This is a genomic window from Stenotrophomonas sp. SAM-B (genome assembly GCF_013387485.1).
Classification (GTDB): domain Bacteria; phylum Pseudomonadota; class Gammaproteobacteria; order Xanthomonadales; family Xanthomonadaceae; genus Stenotrophomonas; species Stenotrophomonas maltophilia_AA.
Map to the genome: position 1 here is coordinate 580,357 of NZ_JABBXB010000002.1, position 20,200 is coordinate 600,556.

Annotated in this window: 14 protein-coding genes; 7 read left to right on the forward strand and 7 right to left on the reverse strand. The window is 66.9% G+C overall.

Annotation, left to right across the window (positions count from 1 at the left end):
• Positions 1-33 precede the first annotated feature (33 nt).
• A complete protein-coding gene (locus HH110_RS06805) occupies positions 34-660 on the reverse strand; it encodes a TetR/AcrR family transcriptional regulator (protein WP_176988958.1) in 627 nt (208 codons plus the stop codon).
• A gap of 118 nt (positions 661-778) precedes the next feature.
• Entirely contained in the window at positions 779-1,468 is a 690-nt protein-coding gene (locus tag HH110_RS06810) for a hypothetical protein (RefSeq protein WP_176988959.1), read from the reverse strand.
• A 62-nt stretch (positions 1,469-1,530) separates the two neighbouring features.
• Here HH110_RS06810 and HH110_RS06815 point away from each other — a divergent pair, with 62 nt between their 5' ends.
• On the forward strand, positions 1,531-2,202 hold the full coding sequence (locus HH110_RS06815; protein WP_176988960.1) for a Crp/Fnr family transcriptional regulator: 672 nt from the start codon (positions 1,531-1,533) through the stop codon (positions 2,200-2,202).
• Here HH110_RS06815 and HH110_RS06820 read toward each other — a convergent pair.
• Complete coding sequence (locus HH110_RS06820) at positions 2,191-2,778, reverse strand: TetR/AcrR family transcriptional regulator (RefSeq protein ID WP_176988961.1); 588 nt, start codon at positions 2,776-2,778, stop codon at positions 2,191-2,193. The two genes, HH110_RS06815 and HH110_RS06820, sit on opposite strands and share 12 nt — an antisense overlap.
• A 179-nt stretch (positions 2,779-2,957) precedes the next feature.
• Here HH110_RS06820 and HH110_RS06825 point away from each other — a divergent pair, with 179 nt between their 5' ends.
• The 3 genes from HH110_RS06825 to HH110_RS06835 are packed head-to-tail and all read left to right on the forward strand — an operon-like array spanning position 2,958 to position 5,895.
• Complete coding sequence (locus HH110_RS06825) at positions 2,958-4,055, forward strand: alkene reductase (RefSeq protein WP_176988962.1); 1,098 nt, start codon at positions 2,958-2,960, stop codon at positions 4,053-4,055.
• A 59-nt stretch (positions 4,056-4,114) separates the two neighbouring features.
• Positions 4,115-4,897 (forward strand): SDR family oxidoreductase, encoded by a 783-nt coding sequence (locus HH110_RS06830; protein WP_176988963.1) that lies wholly within the window; start codon positions 4,115-4,117, stop codon positions 4,895-4,897.
• Positions 4,894-5,895, forward strand: coding sequence for an NADP-dependent oxidoreductase (locus HH110_RS06835; RefSeq protein WP_176988964.1), 1,002 nt, complete (start codon positions 4,894-4,896; stop codon positions 5,893-5,895). Before HH110_RS06830 ends, HH110_RS06835 begins: the two co-directional genes overlap by 4 nt.
• Before the next feature lie 24 nt (positions 5,896-5,919).
• Here the strand turns inward: HH110_RS06835 and HH110_RS06840 are convergent, their stop codons facing one another.
• Together HH110_RS06840 and HH110_RS06845 are read right to left on the reverse strand one after the other, a co-directional pair.
• On the reverse strand, positions 5,920-6,336 hold the full coding sequence (locus HH110_RS06840) for an autotransporter domain-containing protein (protein WP_176989149.1): 417 nt from the start codon (positions 6,334-6,336) through the stop codon (positions 5,920-5,922).
• A 29-nt stretch (positions 6,337-6,365) separates the two neighbouring features.
• Positions 6,366-7,634, reverse strand: a complete 1,269-nt coding sequence (locus HH110_RS06845; RefSeq protein WP_176988965.1) for a hypothetical protein — start codon at positions 7,632-7,634, stop codon at positions 6,366-6,368.
• A gap of 184 nt (positions 7,635-7,818) precedes the next feature.
• Here HH110_RS06845 and HH110_RS06850 point away from each other — a divergent pair, with 184 nt between their 5' ends.
• Positions 7,819-16,527, forward strand: a complete 8,709-nt coding sequence (locus HH110_RS06850) for a glycoside hydrolase family 94 protein (protein WP_176988966.1) — start codon at positions 7,819-7,821, stop codon at positions 16,525-16,527.
• Positions 16,524-16,763 carry a hypothetical protein gene (locus tag HH110_RS06855; protein WP_176988967.1) on the forward strand — a complete coding sequence of 80 codons (240 nt, stop codon included), beginning with the start codon at positions 16,524-16,526 and terminating at the stop codon, positions 16,761-16,763. Before HH110_RS06850 ends, HH110_RS06855 begins: the two co-directional genes overlap by 4 nt.
• Before the next feature lie 30 nt (positions 16,764-16,793).
• On the opposite strand, the gene HH110_RS06860 is transcribed toward HH110_RS06855, so the two are convergent.
• The gene (locus tag HH110_RS06860; protein ID WP_176988968.1) at positions 16,794-17,456 is read right to left on the reverse strand and encodes a hypothetical protein; all 663 of its coding nucleotides are present in this window, start codon (positions 17,454-17,456) and stop codon (positions 16,794-16,796) included.
• A 232-nt stretch (positions 17,457-17,688) separates the two neighbouring features.
• Between HH110_RS06860 and HH110_RS06865 the strand changes: the two genes are divergently transcribed.
• On the forward strand, positions 17,689-19,242 hold the full coding sequence (locus HH110_RS06865; RefSeq protein ID WP_176988969.1) for a thioredoxin family protein: 1,554 nt from the start codon (positions 17,689-17,691) through the stop codon (positions 19,240-19,242).
• Between the two features lie 5 nt (positions 19,243-19,247).
• Here the strand turns inward: HH110_RS06865 and HH110_RS06870 are convergent, their stop codons facing one another.
• On the reverse strand, positions 19,248-20,168 hold the full coding sequence (locus HH110_RS06870) for a M14 family metallocarboxypeptidase (RefSeq protein WP_176988970.1): 921 nt from the start codon (positions 20,166-20,168) through the stop codon (positions 19,248-19,250).
• Positions 20,169-20,200 lie beyond the last annotated feature (32 nt).

A 20,200-nucleotide genomic window follows, 5' to 3' on the forward strand; every position in this document is an offset into this window, starting at 1 on the left:
TCTGTTCCTAGTGACCATTTACGTCAATAGTCACTAGCGCAGCGAGGACAGACTCCGAAGCACCAGGTCCTGGAGTGCGGTGGGAACTTCCTCATACCAGACCGACAGGTGGGGAAGCGTCACCGGGTTCAGATAGGGCACCAGCACCTGGTACACCGCGCGGCTGGTCTCTTCCAGCGGCGTTGAGTTCTCAAATGCGCCGGAGACGCGTCCAGCTTCCAGGATCTCTTCGACAAGCTGCCGGATGCGGCCTTGGTAGGCCTGGGTCGAGGGCCAGTGATCCGTCGCGGCCGCCACGGCAATTTCATAGAGCCGGCGATCCTGGAGGAACAGGCGAAGACTGGCCTCCACGATGACGGTGAAGAGAACACGAAGCCTTTCAGGTGGCGCTTGAACGCCCTTCAAGGCCGCATGCACCTCGCTTTCGATCTGCCCGAGGCAATTGGCGCAGATGACCTCCCCGATGGCTTGTTTGGAGGCAAAGAACTTGTAGATGTAGGCCTTGGAGAAACCGATGGCCTTGGCCAGGTCGGACACCGTGGTCTTGTCGTAGCCGTAGTGACTGAAGTGCGCGGTGGCCGCCTCGATGATCTGCGTGCGCACATCGTGCTCGGCGGGGCCGCGCCCGGCGTCGAGCGCTGCGGAGGGTGAAATGGACATGGGCCAAGGGTAGCGCCGTGGAGTGAACCGGGCAAACGGTGACCGATCGGGTATGGGTTCACCGAAGGCCGTGCGGCCGTCCGTCAACGGCACCTCCCCCAGGTTGCCACTCTGCTTTTCAAAGCGTCATGCCCGCAGGCGCCGCGCGCTTTTCCGCGCGGTTCACGAGCCAAGTCAGCAACGCGCCAGGCAGCAGGAAGCCGGCCGTAACCAACACGCCGTGCAGCAGATGCGCGGCCGGCTCATTCAACGTCGCAACATGCTTCATGGGTGACAGCCAGGGCGACAGGTTGAGAAACGCGATCGCCATCGCCACCGTCGGCCACAGCAGATGCACACCGCGCTTTGCGCAAACACGCCAGGCATAGGCCGTCAGAGCCGCCACAAACAGCCCTTCGATGACCCAGGACATCGTCCCCAACTTTCCCCACAGGCCCAGTCCAAGATGCGTTGTCGAGAAGGGGTAGATCGCGAGGTCGGCATTGTGCATCGGCCAGTCCGCAAGGAAATGGGAGAACGAGGCGGCAAATGCCATGACCGCGACGGTTCGGTTACGGAAGAAGAGCGCCGCCCATACCGCGGACCACAGCAGCGCAGCGGCCAGGGAATGATCCCAGTCGATGAACGTCAGATCGAAGAACAGGTAGGGCCCGGCGCTGAGGTTGGGCGTGACCTGATTCCAGCCGAAGATGATGAACAGGCCATCGAGAATGTCCAGGAATCCGACCCCCATCAGGAGGGGGAGCGTGGGAATCCGGGGAAAGCGGGCCTTCAGGGCCAGCCCGATTGCGAAGTGTCCGACGTACATATACGGCTCCAGTGCTCGATCCGGTAGATAATCTGCGCGCCCGGGGCTCGAGACTGTAAAAAATGAACACTTTTCCGGAGGGGGCTTCCTCCGCTGCAGACGGGACGCTCCCCAGCGCCATCAGCGCCCTGCTCACCGACGTAGCGGTTTCCCGGCGCTACCGGAAGGGGCAACTGCTGTTTGACGAAGGGTCACATCCTGCCGCGATGTTCGGCGTGCTGAGCGGACATGTCGGGGTCAGCCTGGCCGATTCGGACCATGACCAGCGGCTGGCGACCCTGCTCGGACCCGGTCAATGGTTCGGTGAGGCGCCGCTGCTGGACGCAAAAGCGCGGGCATTCACTGCCATTGCACACGGCGAGTGTCGCATTGCGGTGGTGACCGCAACGGCATTCAACGCTGTGATCACCACGCACCCGGAGGCGCTGCTGGCCATCACGAAACTTGTCTGCGCCAGGTATCGTCAAGCGTTGGCCTGGATTGAAGACAATGTCCTGCAGTCCTTCGAGGTGCGGCTGGCGCGCAGGGTTCTGGCCCTCTCTCCCGAAGGCGCCACTGCGCTACCCAGGATTTCCCAGGAACTCCTCGCGTCACAACTCGGGGTATCCCGCCCTACCCTCAACCGCCAGCTTGCCCGATGGGCACGGCTGGACCTGCTCAGCGTGGGATACGGACGACTGCAGGTGATCGACAGGAAAGGACTACGACGCTTGGCGCGTGTCTCAGCCCGCTAGATCAGGTGCATCCGGCAGCCGCGCCAGTATGTCGTCCCGACAGGCATCCAGAATCTCGTCGGCCAGCGCCGCATCATCCGGGCAGGACCGCGACAACACCACCGCGCCCACCGCCTGCGCAATCAGGGCAATCCGCCGCGCACGGCTGCGCTTGGCGGCAGTGGGATCCACCTGGCCCTCGGGAGCTGCTCCCGCTGCCAGCCGCGCTTCGATACCGGTTGCGAACGCAGACTTGACCGACGCCGGCTGACGCGCGGCATCCGTACACAGCGCCGCCATTGTGCAGCCCTGCCCTGGCGCATCCCGGTGTTCACGGGACAGGTAATAGGTCAGGAACGCACGCAGGTCGGTCTCGGCCAACGCCTCGGCGGATGCCTCGAAGCCACAGGTCGCAGCTTCAGCCATCAGGTCGGTCTTGGAGGCGAAGTGCTTGTAGAAGCCGCCGTGCGTGAAGCCCGCGGCCCCCATCAGGTCTGCCACGCCCACGCCATCGTATCCCCGCTCCCGGAACAGCGTGGAGGCGGTTTCAACGATGTGCGCCCGGTTGGCCTGCGCCTGTGCCTTGGTGACCTTCATGAACGATGCCCTGCAACGCTGTGCTGCGGAAGTAGGGCACTTTACCACACTTAGATTATGTGCATCATCAAACTATTGACATCTAAGATTATGGTCATCATCATTGCGCCACCCGCCGTCCCAGAGGGGGCTTCGGCCCCTTCGCAACATCCCTCCCAACGATCAGAACCTCCGCACCCATGACGACCCCGACACTCTTCCAGCCCTACCCCCTTGGTCCGATAACGCTGGCCAACCGCGTCGTTATGGCGCCGCTGACGCGCAACCGCGCCGGCGCCGGTCTGGTACCCAGTCCATTGGCCGCCACCTACTACGCCCAGCGCGCCTCGGCCGGCCTGATCATCACAGAGGCCACCCAGATCTCGGCCCAGGCCCAGGGCTACCAGGACACGCCGGGGCTGTACTCGCAGGACCAGATCGACGGCTGGCGTCAGGTCACCGATGCCGTGCATGCCCGGGGCGGGCGCATCTTCGTGCAGTTGTGGCACGTGGGCCGCATCTCGCACGTGGATCTCCAGCCGGGTAACGCCGCGCCGGTTTCCGCCTCGGCCATTCGCGCGCAGACCAAGACCTTCGTCCACAACGGCTTTGTCGAAGTGTCCGAACCCCGCGCATTGGAGATCGACGAGCTGCCGGCCATCGTCAACGACTTCCGCCAGGCTGCCGCCAATGCCATCGCCGCCGGTTTTGACGGCGTGGAAATCCACGGTGCCAACGGCTACCTGCTCGAACAGTTCATCAAGGACGGCGCCAACCAGCGCACCGATGCCTACGGCGGCTCGATCGAGAACCGTGCGCGCATGCTGCTGGAGGTAACCGCCGCCGTGGCCGAGGAGATCGGCGCGGATCGTACCGGCGTGCGCATCTCGCCGGTCTCGCCGGCCAACGCCATTGCCACGGTCAGCGACCCACAGCCGCAGTACGACTACATCGTCGACCAGCTCAGCGCGCTCGGCATCGTCTACCTGCATGTGGTCGAAGGTGCGACGGGCGGCCCACGTGACGTCGCGCCCTTCGATTTCGACGGGCTGCGCGGTCGTTTCAAGGGGACCTATCTGGCCAACAACGGCTATGACCTGGAGCTGGCCAACGCACACCTCGCCGAAGGCAAGGCGGACCTCGTTGCGTTTGGCCGTGCCTTCATCAGCAATCCTGATCTGGTGGAACGCCTGAAGACCGGCGCGCTCTTGAACGCATTGAATCCCGCCACGTTGTACGGGGGTGGCGCGGAGGGTTACACCGACTACCCCACATTGACGGACACGACGCCGCAGTAACCCGTTCGACAGCCGCGCATTGCGCCCCCCGTTCGTCCACCCATTTCACGAGACACACCATGAGCCTGCTTCCCACCGTCCTCATCACCGGCGCCTCCAGCGGCATCGGCACCGTTTACGCCGAACGCTTCGCACGCCGCGGCCACGACCTGGTGCTGGTCGCGCGCGACAAGGCGCGCCTGGACACACTGGCCGCCCGCCTGCGCCAGGACACCGGTGTGGCCGTCGACGTCCTGCCGGCCGACCTCACCCAGCACACCGATCTGGCCAACGTGGAAGCCCGCCTGCGCGACGACGCCCGCATCGGCATCCTGATCAACAATGCGGGCATGGCCCAGTCCGGCGGCTTCACCGCGCAGTCGGCCGACAGCATCCATCAGCTGGTGACACTGAATACTCTCGCCCTGACGCGCCTCGCCGCGGCCGTTGCACCGCGACTGGCCGACGCCGGCGAAGGCGCGATCGTGAACATCGGCTCGGTGGTGGGTCTGGCACCCGAGTTCGGCATGTCCGTCTACGGTGCGACCAAAGCCTTTGTGCTGTTCCTGTCGCAGGGGCTCAGCCTGGAGCTGTCGCCCAAGGGCGTCTACGTGCAGGCCGTGCTGCCTGCCACCACGCGCACCGAGATCTGGGAGCGTGCCGGCATCGACATCAATACATTGTCGGAGGTGATGGATGTCGGCGAGCTGGTGGATGCCGCCCTGGTCGGCTTTGATCGTCGCGAGACCGTGACCATTCCGCCGCTGCACGTCGCCGCACGCTGGGACACACTGGAGGCATCGCGCCAGGGCCTGCTCTCGGACGTCCGGCAGGCGCAGGCTGCGGAGCGCTATCGCCCATGAAGGCCTTCCTCATCGACCGCTATGGCAAGAAAGAAACGGGGCGCATCGATGACGTGCCGACGCCGTCGCTGCGCGATGACGATGTGCTCATCCGGGTGCATGCTGCCAGCGTCAACGCGCTGGACACGAAGATCCGGCGGGGCGAGTTCAAGGTGATCCTGCCGTATCGACTGCCGCTGATTCTGGGCAACGACCTGGCCGGTACGGTGGAGCGCGTCGGCGCCAGCGTTCGCCAGTTCAAGCCGGGCGACGAGGTGTACGCACGTCCCGACGATGACCGCATCGGTACGTTCGCGGAGTTCATCGCCGTCAAGTCCACGTCTGTGGCACTCAAACCCAACAACCTCACCACGGTGGAGGCGGCCTCGCTGCCGCTGGTCACGCTGACCGCGTGGCAGGCACTGGTCGAAACCGCCCAGCTGAAACCCGGGCAGAAGGTGTTCATCCAGGCGGGCTCCGGCGGCGTCGGCACCGTGGCCATCCAGCTGGCCAAGCACCTCGGCGCGTTCGTTGCCACCACCACCAGTACGCCGAACGTGGCCTGGGTGAAGGACTTGGGCGCGGACGTGGTCATTGATTACAGGCAGCAGGATTTCGCTACGGAACTGCAGGACTACGATGTGGTGCTCAACAGCCTGGGCAAGGATGAACTGCAGCGATCGCTGCAGATCCTCAAGCCGGGTGGCCATCTTATTTCCATCTCGGGGCCGCCCACGCCCAGCTTTGCCGCTGCGCGCGGGCTGGCCTGGCCGCTCAAGCAGATCATGCGCCTGCTCAGCCTTGGCATCCGCAGGAAGGCCAAACTGAAAGGGGTGACGTACTCCTTCGTCTTCATGCGGGCTGATGGGGCGCAACTGAGCACCATCACATCGCTCGTCGAGTCCGGCGCAATCGCCCCCGTCATTGATCGGGTATTTCCGTTCCAGGATACCCAGGGTGCGCTGGCGCATGTGGAGAGCGGTCGGGCGAAGGGCAAAGTGGTGGTGGAACTGCCGTAGTGGGAGGGCTTCTTTAAGCCATCCTCACACGATCATGGTGGTAGGCCACCAGTTCCAACACATGCCCACCTTGCTGTTCCAGGATGTCTCATCGCCGTTGAAGCTCCACGTGTAATCGACGTCGGCCGTAAAAGGCACATACCCCGTCGCGCTGGAGAACTCTGTCCTGGGCGATCCGTTGAACTCGTGCCACGCGTTCAGGCGAAGCCACGCATCGCTGGCCCGGGCGCCGCCGTTGCGGCCCTGGCCACTGCCGATGCGATTGAGCCGGATGCCCAACCGGCCCACCGTGGAATCGCCATCGCTGTAGCGCACGCGCGCGATGTCATCGACCAGGTCGTCGACGTCCAGGCGCTGCCAGATCAGCTGCGCCTGGGGTTCGATTCTCCAACCCGTCAGCTCTTCCGCGGTGCCGCGCGAACCCAGTGCGAAAGGATAGATATTTCTTCATGGCGCTCATCCGCCTTCCGCTACGGGGCGTCCGGCGGCCCGAGCTTGGTCGACGGAGACAGTTCCGGCGCCACAACGGCGAGGTCGTAGCCGCGGATGAGCTCGCTCCACTCAGGCGTTACGTCTTCCATATCCTTGCTGCGCAAACGGCGCAGATCCACCAGCATCCAGTCGCCCGGTGCCATGCCCGAGGGGCGGGCCAACATCACATCCTTGCGCCAGTCGCTGTCCTTGCCGGTTGTCGCATCGAAGTCGTACACCTTCATCGGGCGACCGACCCCGTTGTATCCGGCCTCCCTGCCCTTCGCGCCAACGACGATCATATTCAACGCCTTCACGCCTTCTCCGTCGGCAAGTTCAGCGACGAAGTTACCCACGTCGCGCTGGCCAAGTGGGTTGTAGCCCTTGTAGAGATGATAGGCGCCGAACTTCATCAGCACGCGCGCCTGCGGCACCTCGTCGAAATGGACCGCGAGCGTCCGCTTCATCAGCCGCGCCCTGCGTCCGTTCGGATCACCACGACCAGACTGCGAGGCCTGATAAATGGCGCGCGTTTCGCGCAAGGCGGCGAACAGTGCCTTTGCCCGGTCGCCGCCGTCCTGGTCGATGGCTTTCCCCGCCGGATCCAGCGTCGCATCGCTGACCTTCAACAGAAACAGGTCCATCGGTGAGCCGGAGGCGAGCGCAGCCTGTACGGCCGTCCGCTCCTGTTTGGCCAAGGCCTCGATCTGGGCACGGGCGAGCGGCCCTGGGGCAGACGCCAGCATCTGGTCGAACAGATAGCCGCTTACCCCCAGAAACTCCTGATCCAGCCCCCACAACGTGAAGTCCGGCCCGGCGACAGCGGCGCACTCGGCCACCGTCTGGCCTTCGGCGCGGCTGTTGAGGAACGCCATGGCGTCGGGATAGGTGGTCATGAAGTCGGCAATCTGCTGTTCGCGATCCGGCGCTCTCATCCGTGCGTCGACTGCAGTGGCGGCCTCCGGCCCGGTCTCGACGGCCATGGCGGTCAGACCGCCGGGCGCCATCAATCGACAGACGTTCGTGGTGAAGGCGGGGATCTCACGCGAAAAATGGCTCTCGCCGATGAGGACGTACCGGCTGGCGTCCACAGCGTCCGACAGAATGGCGGCGCCCGGGCCCGAGAAGCCCTCCGGCCGGACGGTCAGCGGCGACCCTGCCTGCGCCAGGCGATCGGCGAAAGTAAGAGGTACAACGGTCTCCGCACTGGCGGAAGCGGCGCACAGACATGCGAGCGACAGTGCCGCCCCGATCGACTTCAGACGCATCTTGCTTATCCCCTGGGATGAATCGGCGTGACGGCGGGAACCCGCTCAACCCAGTGTAGAGCAAGTGCACTTCGGCCAACGCTTGACGGCGGGACCGGCCCCGCCAGCCGCACGCGACCTTCACAGCTACCACGGCACCCCAAATGCAACTATGAAGGCCGCGACCTGCCCCCCTCGGTAACCCATGCCCCACTTTCGTCGTCTTTTTGGTCGTTGGCTCCGCCTGCGTCGGCTCGTGCGTTGGCGTTGGCGTGAGCGCCAGGCCTCGGTCCCGGCCATCGAAGCCACCGAGGTCCCACTGCGTGCCGCGCTGTACAGCGTTGAACAGATGGAGGTGTACGGCCGCGCACTCGCGCGCCAGCACCGGGTGCGGATGCGACCTGGCGCAGAGCGCCTGCTCGATCGCCTGCAGGCCAACGAGCGTGTCCTGGAAGACGCCAACACGCTGCTCAGCAACGTAGTGCGCGAACAGCGGCCGGTAACCCCGGCCGGGGAATGGCTGCTCGACAACTACTACCTGATCGAAGAACAGATCCAGACCGCGCGACGCCACCTGCCGCGCGGCTACAGCCGGCAGTTGCCTTCGCTTGTCGGCGGCCCCTCGGCCGGATTGCCGCGCGTGTATGAGCTGTCGATGCAGGCCATCGCGCACGGCGACGGCCGCATTGACGCCGACACCCTGGGCCGCTTCATCGCCTCGTACCAGTCGCTCGCGCCGCTGAGCCTGGGCGAACTGTGGGCCGTGCCCATCATGCTGCGCCTGGCCCTGCTGGAGAATCTGCGGCGCATGGCGGCGCGGGTGATGCGCGACGGGACAGACCGTGGCCTGGCCGCCCAATGGGCGGACAACCTCAATCGCGCTGCCTCCGACACCCCTACCGATGTGGTCCTGGTGGTGGCTGACATGGCACGGTCCGAGCCACCTCTGACCGGCGCCTTCATCGCCGAGCTCACCCGCTCGCTGCAGGGGCGCGGCGGCGCATGGGCCATGCCCGTCGCCTGGCTGGAACAGTGGGCGGCCGCGGCTGGGCAGCGCATCGACGAACTGGTCGCCGCCGAGGGGCAGCAGCAGGCGGCCGATCAGGTCTCGATCGGCAACAGCATCGGCAGCCTGCGCTTCCTCTCCACCATGGATTGGCGCACGTTTGTCGAAGATATGAGCGTGGTCGAGCAGCGGCTGCGGGACGACCCCATGGGCGTCTATGCGCAGATGGATTTCGGCACCCGCGACGCCTATCGCCATGTGGTGGAGAAGATTGCCCGCGGCAGCCGCGTCGCGGAGGAACGCGTTGCGACCATCGCGCTCGACCTGGCACGGGCTGCGCCGCTCGAGGGGCCGCGCACGCACGTGGGCTACTGGCTCGTCGGCGAAGGCGTGAACGCCACCATTGACGCGGTGGCCGAGGCAGCCCCTCGCCACCGCAAGGCACCGCGACTGGCGCATCGCGTGCCGCTGGCGCTGTACCTGCTGCCGATCATCCTGCTTGCGGTGCTGGCCACCGGTGGCCTGCTGGCCAGCGGCAGTGGCGCGGCGCCCGTCTGGCTGGCCGCGCTGCTGGGGCTGCTGGTCTTCAGCGAGCTGGGCATCGTCCTGGTGAACTGGACCGCGACGGTGCTGGTCACGCCCCGGCCGCTGCCCAAGCTCGATTTCAGCGAAGGTATCCCTGCCGCCTGCGCCACCGTGGTCGCGGTCCCGTCGATGCTCTCCAGCATCGACGGCATCGACGTCCTGACCGAAGCGCTGGAGGTCCGCTTCCTGGCCAACCGCGATCCCCAGCTGCGCTTCGTGCTGCTGACCGACTTTCTCGATGCCGCGGCAGCCGAGACGCCGACGGACGCCACCCTGCTTGCGCATGCCGTGGAGCGGATCGAGGAATTGAACCGTCGTTACGCGCCAGATCGCAGCGATCGCTTCTACCTGCTGCACCGCCCGAGGCAATGGAACCCGGGCGAAGGCGTGTGGATGGGCCACGAGCGCAAGCGCGGCAAGCTGGCCGCGCTGAATGCCCTGCTCCGCCAGGGCAATGCGGCCGCGTTCATGCGCGTCGTTGGTGACGCGGCGGCCCTGATCGGCGTCCGCTACGTGATCACCCTGGATTCGGACACGCAACTTCCGCGGGATGCGGCACGTGCCTTCGTCGCCACTCTGGCGCACCCGCTCAACCGCCCGCGCTTCGATCCGGCGCTGCAACGCGTGGTCGAGGGCTACGGCATCCTGCAGCCCAGTGTCGGCACCAGCCTGGGCCGGCGCCGCACCTCGCGTTTTGCCCGGATGTTCGGCAGCGAGCCGGGTATCGATCCGTACACGCGCATGGTCTCGGACGTTTACCAGGACCTGTTCGACGAAGGCTCGTTCGTGGGCAAGGGCATCTATGACGTCGAAGCCTTCGAGCATGCGCTCGAGGGCCGCCTGCCCGAGAACCGCATCCTCAGCCATGACCTGCTGGAAGGCTGCTATGCGCGCGCGGGGCTGGTCAGCGACGTGCGCCTGTACGAGGATTATCCCGAACGCTACGCGGCGGATGCCAAGCGCCGTGCACGCTGGATCCGCGGCGACTGGCAGCTGCTGCCGTGGCTGCTGCCGTGGACACCGCGCCCGGGATCCGGCTGGGAACGCAACCGGCTCAGTCTGCTGTCGCGCGGGAAGTTGCTGGACAATCTGCGCCGAAGCCTGGTGCCGATCGCGGCCCTGGCCCTGTTGATGGCGGGCTGGCTGTATGCCGGAAACCCAGCCGCGTGGACGGCGTGGGTGCTGGCGCTGTGGTTCGCGCCGCCGCTGATCGGCATGCTGCGCGATGCGCTGAGCGTTCCGGAAGACACGCCGCTGGAAGCCCACTACATCATGGTCGGGCGCGGTACGTTGCAGTCGTTGCTGCGCGCGTCCACCCAGATCGCCTGCCTTCCCTACGAAGCGTTGCTGGCCGGTGGTGCAATCCTGCGCACGCTCTGGCGCATGGCCATCACCCGCCGTCACCTGCTGCAATGGAACCCCTCCAGCGAGGTCGAGCGCCGCCTCGGCGGCGACCGCGGCGCGGAGTGGCGTGTGATGGCACCGGCGTCACTGCTGGCGCTCGCGCTGGCGGCGGTCGTGGCCAGCGTGCATCCGCAGGCGCTGCCTGTCGCCCTGCCCTTGCTGCTGGCGTGGACCTTCGCGCCCGCCTTGATGGCGTGGCTGGGCCGGCCGCCGGCTGCGAGCGTGGCGGAACTGTCCGTGACCCAGCGGGCCTTCCTCGGCCGGCTGGCGCGGCGCACCTGGTCGTTCTTCCAGGCCTGGGTCCGCGAGCAGGATCACTGGTTGCCGCCGGACAACATCCAGGAGCATCCGACGCTGGTCGTCGCGCGGCGCACGTCGCCGACCAACATCGGCCTGTCCCTGCTGGCCAATCTGTCCGCGTGGGATTTCGGGTATCTCCAGCAGGGCGCGGTCGCCAAACGTACCGCCCTCACCTTCGATACGCTGGACCAGCTCCCGCGCCATCGCGGCCACTTCCTGAACTGGTACGACACCGAAACCCTCGCACCGCTTCCGCCGCGCTACGTCTCCACCGTGGACAGCGGCAACCTGGCTGGCCATCTGCTGACGCTGCGCCAAGGCCTGCTCGCGCTGGTCGACGCGCCGGTGTTGGCGCCGCACACGTTCGACGGCCTGGCCGATACGCTCGGCGTGCTGGAAGAGGAACGGCAGCGCCATCGCCCCGGTGACACGCGACTCGGCGAGGCGCTCAACCACCTTCGCCAGCGCCTGGTGGCAACGCGTACCGATCGCCCCCATGGGATGGCGCAGCTGCTCGCCCGGTTGCAGGAGCTGGCCGGTCTGGCCGATGCCGTGCTGATGCAATGGCCGGCACCGGAATCGCCCGAGGAAGGTGAGCTGCACTGGCCAGCGTTGTTCGCTGCCGAATGCCATGCCGCCCAGGCGGCACTCGCCGACCTCCCTGCCGCTGCCGCCGTGGACGGCGAGGCGCCGGTGCCCAGCCTGCGCCAGCTGGCCGCCCTGCCGGGTACGGCGGGTGCGGACGCGCGCGTGCGCACCGAGCAACTGCACGCGTTGGCGCACCGTGCCGGGCAGTTCTCGCTGATGGAGTACGGGTTCCTGTTCTACCGTACCCGCAACCTGCTCTCGATCGGTTACAACGTCGACGACCACCGCCTCGACAACAGCTTCTACGACCTGCTGGCCTCCGAAGCGCGGCTGTGCGCCTTCGTCGCCATCGCCCAGGGCCAGTTGGCGCAGGAGAGCTGGTTTGCGCTCGGCCGGATGCTCACCGAGGTCAACGGCACGCCGACGCTGCTGTCATGGAGTGGCTCGATGTTCGAGTACCTCATGCCGCAGCTGGTGATGCCGAGCTATCCGGACACCCTGCTCGACCAGACCGCGCGCCATGCGGTCGAGGCGCAGATCGTCTACGGCCGTACCCTGAACCTGCCGTGGGGCGTATCCGAGTCCGGCTACAACGCCGTCGATGCCCGCCTGAACTATCAGTACCGGGCGTTCGGCGTGCCTGGGTTGGGTCTCAAGCGCGGCCTGGGCCAGGATCGGGTCATCGCGCCCTATGCCAGCATGATGGCGTTGATGGTCGCGCCGGAAGCGGCGTGCCAGAACCTCCAGGCGCTCGAAGGATTGGGCTTCTCCGGACGCTTCGGCATGTACGAAGCGATCGACTACACCCCCGCCCGCGTACCACCGGGACAGGATCACGTGCTGTTGCGTTCGTTCATGGCCCACCACCAGGGCATGGGCCTGCTGTCGCTGGATTACCTGTTGCGCGACCAGCCGATGCAGCGCCGCTTCGTTGCCGATGTCGAGTTCCAGGCCACCCTGCTGTTGCTGCAGGAACGCATCCCGCGCATCGGTGTATTCCATCCCCATGAGGTCGAATCCCTGGGCGAGCACTCCGCCATGGCCGAGCACGAGACCTCCCTGCGCGTCCTGCGCGATCCGGGTGGCCCGCGCCCGGAAGTGCAGCTGCTGTCCAACGGCCGCTACCACGGCATGCTGACCCATGCCGGCGGCGGCTACAGCCGCCATGGCGACCTGTCGCTCACCCGGTGGCGCGAGGACGGCACCACCGATACCTGGGGCTCGTTCTGCTATCTGCGCGACGTGGACAGCGGCGAGTTCTGGTCTGCCGCCTACCAGCCCACCTGCGTGGCAGTGGACAATTACGAGGCGATCTTCTCCGACGCCAAGGCAGAGTTCCGCGGTGCCCGCCGCGGCTGCGAGAGCCACCTGCAGGTCGCCATCTCCGCCGAGGACGACATCGAGCTCAGGCGCCTGCGCCTGACCAACCGCAGCCGTCGCCAGCGCACGGTGGAAATCACCACCTATGCCGAAGTGGTGCTCGCCCCCGCCGCATCCGACGATGCGCATCCGGCCTTCAGCAACCTGTTCGTGCAGAGCGAGATCCTGTCGGCCAAGCAGGCCGTGCTATGCACGCGCCGGCCGCGTTCGCACGACGAGGTACCACCGTGGATGTTCCACCTGGTGGCGGTGCATGATGCCGAGGTGGTGGCGATCTCCTACGAAACCGACCGCGCACGCTTCCTCGGTCGTGGCAACACGCCGCGGACGCCGCAGGCCCTGACCACCGATACCGAGCTCTCCGGCACGGACGGCTCGGTGCTCGACCCGATCGTGGCGATCCGCGTCCGCGTGGTGCTTGAGCCTGAGCAGACGGTGCAGCTGGACATGGTGTACGGCATCGGCGCCGACCGCACCGGTTGCGAGGCCCTGGTAGACAAGTACCGTGATCGCCGCCTGGCCGACCGTGTCTTCGACCTGGCCTGGACGCACAGCCAGGTGGTGCGCCGGCAGATCAACGCCAGCCAGGCCGAGGCGTCGCTTTACGAGCGCCTGGCCAGCCACGTGTTGTATTCCAATCCGCTGCTGCGCGCGGGCGCCGCCGTCCTCCAGCAGAACCAGCGCGGACAATCCGGCCTGTGGGGCCATGCCATCTCCGGCGACCTGCCGATCGTCCTGCTCAAGGTCACCGACGCGGAGAACGTGGAACTGGTCCGGCAACTGGTGCAGGCGCATGCGTACTGGCGCCAGAAGGGCCTCAACACCGACCTCGTCATCTGGAACGACAGCAAGGCCGGCTATCGGCAGGAACTCCAGGACCAGATCCTGGGGATGGTGGCCGCCAGTTCGGAGACCGGCCTGCTCGATCGCCCGGGCGGCATTTTCGTGCGGCCGGTGCAGAACATGAGCCACGAGGACCGCATTCTGTTGCAGGCGGTTGCACGCGTGGTGATCAGCGACGAAGACGGCACGCTGGCCGCGCAGGTGGGACGCCAGCCGCTGCCGGTGCGCCGGATTCCGGCCCTGGTGCCGCAGGCGGAGCAGCAGGAGCTGGCCCTGGCGATGGAAGAGACGCCCGGGCTGCCCGTCGTCGCCGACCCGGGCCCCGAACCCGGACTGCCCCCGGGCGCCGAGCATGACGAAGAGGTGGACGACCCGTGGCCGTTCCTTCCGTACCGCGGCGCGGGCCGATTCGACAACGGCACCGGCAGCTTCAGCGAGGACGGCCGCGAGTACGTCGTGGTGGTGCGCGAAGGCGCCCCGACCCCGGCGCCGTGGGCCAACGTGATCGCGAATGCCCGCCTGGGTACGGTCGTCAGTGAGAGTGCACCGGGCTACACCTGGTTCGAGAACGCACACGAATTCCGCTTGACGCCCTGGCTCAATGATCCGGTGTCCGACACCGGCGGCGAGGCGTTCTACGTGCGCGACGAGGACACCGGCCGTGTCTGGTCGCCGATGCCGCTGCCGTGCAGGGGCACCGGTGCGTACCGTACCCGCCACGGCTTCGGCTATACGGTCTACGAGCATATCGAAGACGGCATCGCCAGCGAGTTGTGGATCTTCGTCGATGTCACCGCACCGCTGAAGTTCTCGGTCCTGCGCTTGCACAACCTCTCGGGCAGGCCACGGCGGCTGTCGGCCATCGGCTACGTTGAATGGGTCATGGGCGACCTGCGCACCAAGTCGCGCATGCACGTCGTCACGGAACGCGACCCGCAGACCGGGGCGCTGCTCGCGCGCAACAGCTACAGCACCGAGTTCGGCGGCCGGATGGCCTTCTTCGACACCGATGCCGAGGGCTGCGGCTGGACCTGTGATCGCCTGGAGTTCATCGGCCGCAATGGTGGCCTGCATGCACCCGCGGCGTTGCGTCGCGAACGTCTGGATGGACGCTTGGGTACGGGCCTGGATCCCTGCGCGGCGATCCAGGTGCCTCTGGTGCTGGCGCCGGGCGACCGCAGTGAAACGACGTTCCGCCTTGGCGCGGGGCGCGACCGCGACGAAACACTCGCGTTGGCACGAAGCCGCCAGGGTGCTCATGAGGCCATCGATGCGCTGGACGCGGTGCGTATCCACTGGCGCAATGTGCTGGCCACGGTGCAGGTACGCACGCCGGACCCGGCGCTGGACGCGCTGGCCAATGGCTGGCTGGTCTACCAGACCCTCGGCTGCCGCTACCTGGCGCGCAGTGGCTACTATCAGTCAGGCGGAGCCTTCGGCTTCCGCGACCAGCTGCAGGACGCACTCGCCCTCGTGCACGCTCGCCCGGACCTGACCCGCGATCACCTGCTGCTCTGCGCTGCCCACCAGTTCGCCGAAGGCGATGTGATGCACTGGTGGCATCCTCCTCAGGGTCGCGGCGTGCGCACCCGCTGCTCGGATGATTATCTGTGGCTGCCCCAGGGCGCGTGCCGTTACCTGGAGGTCACCGGCGACGCCAGCGTGCTGGACGAAGTGGTCGGCTTCATCGAAGGACGCGCGGTGACACCGGAAGAGGAAGGGTATTACGACATGCCCACGCCTTCGACGCAGCGCGGCACGCTGTATGCGCACTGCGTCCTCGCGCTGGAGCGCGGTTGCCGGTTGCTCGGCGAGCGCGGTCTCCCGTTGATGGGGACCGGCGATTGGAATGACGGCATGAACCGCGTCGGCGACCAGCAGCGCGGTGAGAGTGTGTGGCTCGGATTCTTCCTCCACGACACGCTTCGCCGCTTCATCGTGCTGGCCAACGCGCGGGGCGACGAAGCCCGCGCCCAGTGGTGCCAGGAGCAGGCCGAGCGCCTGCGTCAGAACCTGGAACAGCACGCCTGGGACGGGGCATGGTACCGCCGCGCCTGGTTCGACAACGGCACCCCGTTGGGCTCGTCGCAAAGCCAGGAATGCCGCATCGATTCGATCTCCCAGAGCTGGTCGGTGCTGTCAGGCGTTGCCGCGCCGGAGCGTGCCCAGGAAGCACTGGATTCGCTCTACACGCATCTGGTGCGAAAGGACGCCAAGCTGATCCAGCTCCTCGATCCGCCCTTCGACAAGACGAAGGAAGACCCCGGTTACATTCGTGGTTACGTACCGGGCGTCCGCGAGAATGGCGGCCAGTACACCCACGCGGCAGTGTGGGCGGCCATGGCATTCGCACAGCAGGGCGATGCGGTGCGTGCCTGGGAGCTGGCCGACATGATCAACCCGCTCAACCACACGCTCGACCCGGAGGCAGTGCAGACCTACCGCGTCGAACCCTATGTGCTGGCAGCCGATGTATACGCCGTATCGCCGCACGTCGGGCGCGGTGGCTGGACCTGGTACACCGGTTCGGCCGGCTGGATGTATCGCCTGCTGGTCGAATCCCTGCTCGGCATCCGTCGTGACGGTGATCGTCTGTCGCTTGAACCGTGCCTGCCCGATCACTGGCCGTCCTTCGAACTGAGCTACCGCTTCGGGCGCAGCCTGTACGAGTTCGTCGTGACCCGCACTGCGCAGGGCCAGCCGACGCTGCATGTGGATGACGTCCTGCAGCCGGACCTCACCGTCCAGCTCCGCGACGACGGTCATTACTACCGTGTCGCGCTTGACCTGGGGGCGCCGCCGGGATGAACGTGCGCCCCGAAATACAGGTGCAGCTTGATGCGCTGGGCGAGATGCTGGTCCACTGGGTGGCGCAGGTGCGCCACCCGGCGCAGTTCTGGCCGCAGTTCGAAATGCTCGCTGGAGAGATTCTGGATCAATGCGCGCAGGCGGAGAGAGACCACGCGTGCGCGTGCATCCAAGCCATGCTCAAAGAGCATGCCTTGGAGCTTCCGGCGTGGCACGACTCCAAGACCAGATCATAGCGCCAGAGTCGAGCGCAGGAAGAACGCCCCTCATTCCACCCAGTACACCGCCTTCAACGCCTCCGCCAATCGCGATGCCGCCTCCTCCTGCGTGAACGGCGGCGTGCGCGGCGGATCGTAGACCTCCGGACGCGTCCCCGCCACGACCAGATCGATCGCGTAGCAGCCGCCGTCATGGACCGCGCGGTAGCTCTCCGCGTTGACGTAATGACTCATCGCGGCATCGCCAACGGTGAAGTGGGTGAACGGCACGCCGCCGATATCGACCGTGGCCGCCACCGCAGGACCGGCCGCTTCGGCAGGCATCTCCAGGCAGGTCTTGATTGCCACGGCATCATCGCTTCGCCCGATCCGCAATTCACCGGCCGTCATCCGATCCGAGCCGTCCAGTACCAACGCCACCAGCGGTGTGCCCACGCTGTCCGGCGGTGCGAACAGCTTCCATGTCGGCGAGGCAAGGTAGTCGCGCTGGAAATCGTGCGCCACCCGCGTCCCCGCGACCGGACCGACCGCAATGCCCGAAGCGCCTTCCTGATAGACCGGTGCCGGCCGCCCGACTGTGGTCGCAGCGCCCCCGGGATCAGCCGCCTTCGCCGCCCCCGGGTCCGCGCCGCTGGGCGGTACCAGCGGCGCAGCACCGCCCTCGCCCTGCGGCGAACAGGCACACAGCAACACCGTCAAAGCGGCGGCCATCAACCCTGCATAGTTCCGGCTCGGCATCTGCATGAAAGGCTCCACTGGCAATGACCCCAGCCTGCCTCGCGGTCCGTGAACGGCATGCCATGTCGAGGGGCGGACGCACGCCTTATCACGCCCGGGCCTGCCGTCATGAGCAATCCGCATCAGGGAGACGCGGCCGGACCTTCCCGCGCTTCCTACAATCGAGCACGGCCTCCCTCCCGCCTTCTCCCCTCTGGATACCTCGATGCGCCTTGCCCTGTCCCTCGGTCTGCTGGGTGTAATCACCCTGCTGCCGGCCTGCTCGCCCGCTCCCTCCCCCGCGGCTACTGCGACGCCCGCTGCGGCCGAACCGGCGCCCACGGAAATCGCCTGGCGCCATGGCGACGTCGACGATGCCTTCGCCGAGGCCCGCGACAGCGGCAAACCGGTGCTGCTGTACTGGGGCGCGGTGTGGTGTCCGCCCTGCAACCAGCTCAAGGCTACCTTGTTCAAGGATCCCGCCTTCATCGCGCTCACGCGCCAGTATGTTCCGGTCTATCTGGACGGCGACGAGGAAGGCGCGCAGGCCTGGGGCGAGCGCTTTGGGGTGCGCGGCTACCCGACCCTGATCGTGCTCGACCCCCAGCGCAATGAACTTACCCGCCTGGCCGGCGGCAACGACAGCGAAGCCCTGACCCGCGCACTCACCCTGGCTGCCGGCCGCCGCACTGCGGTGAGCGAGGTGCTGCAGCACGCACTGAATGCACCGAAGGAGGTCAGCGCCGAAGACTGGCGCGTACTGGGCGACTACGGCTGGGAAGTGGATGCCAATCGCCTTGCCGGCGAGCGCGATGCCGCCTCGCTGCTACAGCAGTTGGCCACCTCAGCGCCCGAGCCTGCGCTGCAGCGTCGGTTCGCGCTGCTGGCACTTGGCGCGGGCAAGCCCGACGTGACACCGACGCCAGCGCAACGCGACACCACACGCACCCTGCTCGACGCCGTGCTGAGCGCGCCGGCGGAGGTCCGTGCCAATCGTGACCTGCTGGGCTACCAGGGTCCGGCCCTGGTGAGCCTGGCCAGCGCCACCCCCGAGCAGGCGCAGCAACTGGGTAAGCAGCTGCTGACCGCCCTGGATGCTGCGGACCGCGCCTTGGGCGACAAGGCGGATGCGCGACTGGGTACCGTCATCACCGAACTGGCGCTGCAGCGCCAGCAGCATCCCGATGAGGAGATTCCGGCGGCACTGAAGGAGAAAGCGCAGCAGCGCGTCGCCGCTGCCGATGCCGCCGCGACCACGCCGCACGAGCGCCAGGCCACGATCAGCACCGCCGTGTATGTGCTGCGCCAGATCAAGGAGGACGACGACGCCGAGAAGCTGCTGCTGGCCGAACTCGACCGCAGCCAGACCCCGTACTACTACATGCCCGAGCTGGCCGACCTCGCCGAGGCCCGGGGCGACAAGGCCTCCGCCCTCTCGTGGCTGCACAAGGCATACCAGGGCGCGCAGGGACCCGCCACGCGCGTGCAGCGGGGTGTCCTGTACGTCGAAGGCCTGGTGCGCCTGAGCCCGGACGATGCCCCCGCCATCGAACAGGCTACCGGCGAGGTGATCGCCGATCTGGCCGCGCAACCGGCCGGCTACCACCAGCGCACCCGCCAGCGTTTCGAACGGCTTGGCACCACGCTGCAGGCCTGGAGCCGCACCCATCACGGTGCGGAGAGCCTGACCCGCCTGCAGGCACGGATGACCGCAACCTGCACGAAGGCCGCGTCGTCCGCGGAGGGCACGGCCGGTTGCGAGCGCTGGCTGAAGAGCTGACCCGGTCAGCGCTGGGCGAGCGCGTAATCCAGTGCCGCGCAGATGGCCGCCACCTGCGCGTCATTGCATTCGGTCGGCGACGTGCGCGGGCTGTCCGGATACACCTCGGTGGTGGTGGCATAGCGCGCGTCGGTGAAACCGGCGCACGCCCCGATCGAGCGCGACTCGCCCCAGACCACGCCCGGTGACTGCAGCGGCATGCCGATCAGCTCGCCGTTCGCATCGGCCGGGGCGATGTGCGTGATCTTCTCGACCGCGGCGATCAACGCCTGCTGGAAGGCCGGCTGCGGATCTTCGCTGTTGCCAATCACATAGAAGCCGTCCGGAATGATGTCGGGCACCAAGGCGATGCCGTCGCGCGCGCAACGCGCCGGATCGAACTCGTGCAGGTCGCTGTCGGTGGTTTCGTGCAGGTCCATGTGCACCAGCAGCGTATCGCCGCGCGCCGCCATCCAGCGCATAAGTGACGCGGCTTCCTCGATGATGCCCTCGCCGCGGAAGCTGCGGTTCGGATCGATCGCCTCCGGATTCCAGCGCTGGATGCGCTCGTAACCCCACGGGCTGACGCAGGGTGCGACGATCAGGTTGATGCGGCCCGCGTATGCCTCGGCGTGCTGGTCCAGGAACTGCAGCGCGCCGTGGACGCCACTGGTCTCGTAGCCATGCACACCACCGGTGACCAGCGCCGTCGGCAAGGCCGGGTTCCAGTCGTGGCTGACCACCGCGAACAGCGGGTAATGATCCGGGGCGTAGTCGAGCTGACCGTACTGCACGACATCAAAGCGCTCGCCCAGACGCTCCAGCGCGGCCACGACATCCTCGTGGTAACTGCGCTGCCGTTGCTGCCCCGCCCGCCACTGCGCGCGCTCCGCGTCGCCCCAGGGCTGGCCGGGGGTGCCGATCGGGTAGAAATGCGTGTTGCTCATAGCGGTACTCCAAGGTGAAATCCGGTCGCAGC